Below are 4,584 nucleotides of genomic sequence, written 5' to 3'. Positions count from 1 at the left end.
CGCAGGTGCTGGTCGGACTCCGGCAGTCGTTGGCCATCGCATGGCTGACACTGATCGTCGCGGAGCAGATCAACGCGGACAAGGGCATTGGCTTCTTGATCAACAACGCGCGCGACTTCGTGCGGATCGACATCATCATCTTCTGCCTGGCCGTCTATGCGTTGCTGGGCATCGTCACCGACGCCGGCGTCCGAGCCCTGGAACATCGAGCCCTGAGGCACCGCGTATGACCATCACCTCCGACCGGCAGACCGCCGTCGTCGGCAAGCTCAGCAACGTCGACAAGTTCTACGGCAACCGACGAGTCCTCGACGACGTCTCGCTGGAGGTGCGGGCGAACGAGATCGTCGCGTTGGTCGGTCGCAGCGGATGCGGCAAGTCGACCGTATTGCGAGTGCTGGCAGGCCTTTCCGATGACCACGCCGGCAACCGGGAGGTCAGCGGCGCTCCTGCGGTCGCCTTTCAGGAGCCGCGGCTCTTCCCGTGGCGCGACGTGCTGACCAACGTGCAGTACGGGCTCACCCGCACCAGGCTGTCCCCCGAGGCGGCCCGGTCCCGCAGCGAACTGGCCCTTGCCGAGATCGGTCTTACCGACCACGCCCAGTCGTGGCCGCTGACATTGTCCGGCGGTCAGGCGCAACGGGTTTCGCTGGCGCGCGCACTGGTGGCCGAACCGGAGCTGCTGCTGCTCGACGAGCCGTTCGGCGCGCTGGACGCGCTCACCCGGCTGTCCATGCGGGCGTTGCTGCTCGACTTGTGGCGCAGGCACGGGTTCGGCGTCCTGCTGGTCACCCATGACGTGGATGAGGCGATCGAACTGGCCGACCGGGTGCTGGTCCTCGAGCAAGGCCGCGTCGCCCACTCCATCACCATCGAATCTCCGCGGCCCACACCGTCGGAGCGCACCGCCAAGCACGATGAGTACCGTGCCGACCTACTCGACAAGCTCGGCGTTCGACATTGACGGCTAAGGTCATGCAGCGCACTGCCTTTCACCTCGGCATCCTGCTAGTACTGACCGCTACGGTGGCTGCGTGCGTCTCCCGATCTCAGGGACCGCAACCCATCGGGGTGCCGGCGGCCGTGCCGCCCGCGGAGCTGGCTGGATTGACCCTGCACATCGGTGACCAGAAAGGCGGCACCGAAGCGCTGCTGCGCGCCGCGCACGCCCTGGACGGCCTGCCGTTTCGCGTCGAGTTCTCCACGTTCACGTCAGGCCCACCGCAGATCGAGGCGTTGAACGCGGGCCGCATCGATTTCGCGATCACCGGCAACACACCGCCGGTCTTCGGCGCGGCGGCCAACTCCAAGACCCGGGTGGTTTCCGTGTGGGACGGCGCGGGGTCCGGTGAGCAGATCCTGGTGCGCACCAACTCGCCGATCGCGACGGTCCACGATCTGGCGGGCAAGACCATCCTGGTGGCCAAGGGCAGCGCCGCCCACGCCAACGTGCTCGAACACCTGGCCGACGCAAGGCTCAAGCCGAAAGACGTCAAGCTGGTGTTTCTGCAGCCCGCCGATGCGCTGTCCGCATTCGCCAACGGACAGGGCGACGCCTGGGTGATCTGGGATCCCTATACGGCGCAAGCCAATCTGACGCTGAAGGTGCGCAGTATCGGATCCGCGGACAACGGCTATCAGTTCGGCAGCGCGTCGGTGAAAGCGCTGACCGATCCGAAACGCAATGCGGCGTTGTCCGATCTGCTGCTCCGTTACGAACGGGCGGCCCAGTGGGCGCGGGCCAACCCCGAGCAGTGGGCCGAGAAGTATTCAGCCGCAGTAGGTTTGAACGTCACTATCTCCGCGCTGGCACAGAGCCGGATCCGGCGGTTGCCGGTGCCGCTGGATGACAAGGTGGTGGCCGCCGAGCAACGGCTCGCTGACCTGTTCGCGACCGCGGACCAGATTCCGGAGGCGCCCGACTTCGTCAAATGGGTCGACCGTAGGTTCAACGGTGTGCTCTCGGTGAGCACCACCTGACGACACGAGGAGATGACGATGGCGGTCACGGTATTACTGGAGCTCAGGTTCAAGCCCGAAGAGGTCGGCGCAGGGCGCGAACTCATGGGGCGGACGTTGCAAGACACCCGGGCGTTCGACGGGAACCTGCAAACCGACGTGCTCGTCGACGCGGACGACGAAGCGCACTGGATCATCTACGAAGTTTGGGATTCGGTCGAGCACGACGAGGCCTACCGAGCGTTTCGCGCCGGAGAAGGCAAGGTCACGCAACTACCCCCGCTGCTGGCCGCGCCGCCGGTCAAGACGCGCTACACCACCACCGACGTTTAGCTCAGCGCCGGAATCACTTCCCGTTCGAACAGCTCAATGCCGGAACGGTCGTAGGCGGCCTCCGGGAAGTAACAGATCACGTACTCGCAGCCCAGGCTGCGCAGATTTTCCAGCCGCTCGATCACCTGTTCCGTGGTGCCGGTGGCCGAATCCGGCCCGCTGCCGCTGGCGATCATCGCGTCGGCCGCCGCTTCCGGGACATAGCCGATCATCCGGTCCCGGATGCGCTGCAGCCGGTCTTTGACATCGGCCTGCGAGGTGCCGAGGGTTGCATTGATGTTGACCGAGCGCACGATGGCGTCGAAGTCGGTACCCACGTCCCGGCAATGCGTGGCGAGCACTTCGGATTTGTGCGCAAAGCCCTCGGATTCGCCAGTGAAGTTGGTGTACTGCGCGTATTTCGCGGCGATGCGCAAGGTTACTTTTTCGCCACCGCCGGCGATCCACAGCGGAATCCCATTGTTCTGCAACGGCTTCGGTGCCACGATCGCGCCGTCAACCTGATAGTGCTTTCCGGCAAAGCTGACCTTTCCGTCCCGCCAGGCGTCGCGCATGATCTGGACGCCCTCGTCGAGCCGTCCCAATCGCTCGCCGGCCGACGGAAACCCGTAACCGTATGCCCGCCACTCGTGTTCATACCAGCCACCGCCGATGCCCATCTGGATGCGACCACCGGAGATGATGTCGGCGGTCGCGGCGACTTTGGCGAGGTAGACGGGATTGCGGTAGCTCATGGCCGTACACATCTGGCCGAGCTTGACCCGCGACGTCGTCGCCGCATACGCCGACATCAGCGACCATGCCTCGTGGGTGGCTTCGCCGGTCGGCATCGGCACGGTGTGGAAGTGGTCGTAGACCCATACCGAGTCCCAGGCACTGTCGTCGGCGTAGGTAGCCAGATCGCGCATGACCGCCCAGTGCTGGTCGACGTCGATGCCGACCAGATCCATTCGCCAGCCTTGCGGGATGAAAAATCCGAATCGCATAACCTCGGACTCTAGCCCGGCGAAGATACGAGACGGGCAGGCCGTAGGGAGGTCTGATGCGGATCCTCATCTCGGGTGCCAGCATCGCCGGGCCCGTGCTGGCGTATTGGCTCGCACGCGGCGGTTTCGACGTCACCGTCGTCGAGCGCGCACCGGCGCTACGAAAGACCGGCGGCCACGCCGTCGACTTGTTCCGTCCGTCGATGGAGATTTCGGCGAAGATGGGCGTCCTGCCGCGCATCGAATCGCTCGCCACCGGAACGGATCGGTTAACGCTGTACCGCGAGGGCAGGAGTCACCCGGCGCCGGTCGACCTCACCAAGATCGTCGCCGCGGCATCCGACCAGCACGTCGAGATCATGCGCGACGATCTCAGCGAGGCGTATTACGACGCCGGCCGCGAGCACATCGAGTATGTGTTCGGCGACTCGATCACGGCCATCTCTCACGACGGCGAGGTGACGTTCGAACAGGGGGCGACGCGCAGGTTCGACGTCATCGTCGGGGCCGACGGGCTGCACTCGAATGTCCGGCGCCTGGTGTTCGGTGAGGAGGCGGGGCTCACCCGGTTCATCGGTGGATACCTCGCGGTGGTGTCGGTGCCTAAATCGCTTGCGCCCGAGGGCGAGATGATCCTCCACGCCGGCGTTGGGCGGATGGCGGGCATCTACACCGCGCAGCATCTTGACGACGCCCGGGCGCTTTTCATGTTCCGGAGCAAGACCGAGCTGGACTATCACTACCGAGACACGCTGCGGCAGAAGGAGTTACTGTGCGATGCGCTGGGCGGGTTGGCCGAGCAGGCAGACCGCTGGCTGGCCGAAGTCGGCCATACGCCCTCCTTCTACTTCGATTCGATAAGTCAATTGGCACTGGGCATCTTGTCACGGGGACGAGTCACGCTGGTCGGTGATGCCGGGTACTGTCCCGGGCCTGCGGTGGGTGGCAGCACCAGCCTCGCGGTTATCGGCGCCTACGTGCTGGCCCGCGAACTCATCGCCGCGAGCGGGGATCATCTGCGCGCGTTCGCCGCCTACCAGCAGGAGATGGCCGACAGCGTCAGCCGCAGCCGGGTCTTCGCGCGTGGCACCGCCCGAACCCTGCTTCCCGGCTCCGCCGTCGGGGTGTGGGCCGTCACCCGTGGTGTGCAGTTGGTGTCGTCGCTGCCGACACCGTTCACCCGCTCCGTCGCGAGGCTGAACACCAAGGGCGTGCGGCTGCACGACTCGATGCCAGTACCGGACTACCCGGAGTTGGAGCGGCAGTAGGGTGGCCCGATGGACCTCACCGGTATCGGGATCTGGAG

The 4,584-nt window shown here is 65.6% G+C and carries 6 protein-coding genes; 5 read left to right on the top strand and 1 reads right to left on the bottom strand.

The genetic code is table 11. The features are described from left to right. The 4 genes from VN856_RS13190 to VN856_RS13175 all read left to right on the top strand — a co-directional run. On the top strand, window positions 1-230 hold a 230-nt coding region (locus tag VN856_RS13190; RefSeq protein ID WP_325689677.1), incomplete at its 5' end, for an ABC transporter permease subunit. Next, complete coding sequence (locus tag VN856_RS13185; RefSeq protein WP_325689675.1) at window positions 227-964, top strand: ABC transporter ATP-binding protein; 738 nt, start codon at window positions 227-229, stop codon at window positions 962-964. The genes VN856_RS13190 and VN856_RS13185, both read left to right, overlap by 4 nt. 11 nt (window positions 965-975) lie before the next feature. Next, the gene (locus VN856_RS13180; RefSeq protein ID WP_325689673.1) at window positions 976-1,980 is read left to right on the top strand and encodes an ABC transporter substrate-binding protein; all 1,005 of its coding nucleotides are present in this window, start codon (window positions 976-978) and stop codon (window positions 1,978-1,980) included. A gap of 18 nt (window positions 1,981-1,998) precedes the next feature. Further along, window positions 1,999-2,292, top strand: coding sequence for a putative quinol monooxygenase (locus tag VN856_RS13175; RefSeq protein ID WP_325689671.1), 294 nt, complete (start codon window positions 1,999-2,001; stop codon window positions 2,290-2,292). Here the strand turns inward: VN856_RS13175 and VN856_RS13170 are convergent. Then, entirely contained in the window at window positions 2,289-3,278 is a 990-nt protein-coding gene (locus VN856_RS13170; RefSeq protein ID WP_325689669.1) for an LLM class F420-dependent oxidoreductase, read from the bottom strand. The genes VN856_RS13175 and VN856_RS13170 overlap by 4 nt on opposite strands. A 56-nt stretch (window positions 3,279-3,334) precedes the next feature. On the opposite strand from VN856_RS13170, the gene VN856_RS13165 reads away from it, so the two are divergent. Then, entirely contained in the window at window positions 3,335-4,546 is a 1,212-nt protein-coding gene (locus VN856_RS13165; RefSeq protein ID WP_325689667.1) for an FAD-dependent monooxygenase, read from the top strand. Window positions 4,547-4,584 lie beyond the last annotated feature (38 nt).

The sequence above is a fragment of the Mycobacterium sp. genome (genome assembly GCF_035603715.1).
Taxonomy (GTDB): domain Bacteria; phylum Actinomycetota; class Actinomycetes; order Mycobacteriales; family Mycobacteriaceae; genus Mycobacterium.
The sequence above is the reverse complement of the archived record's forward strand: the minus strand, read 5'-3'. Positions and strand labels throughout refer to the sequence as shown.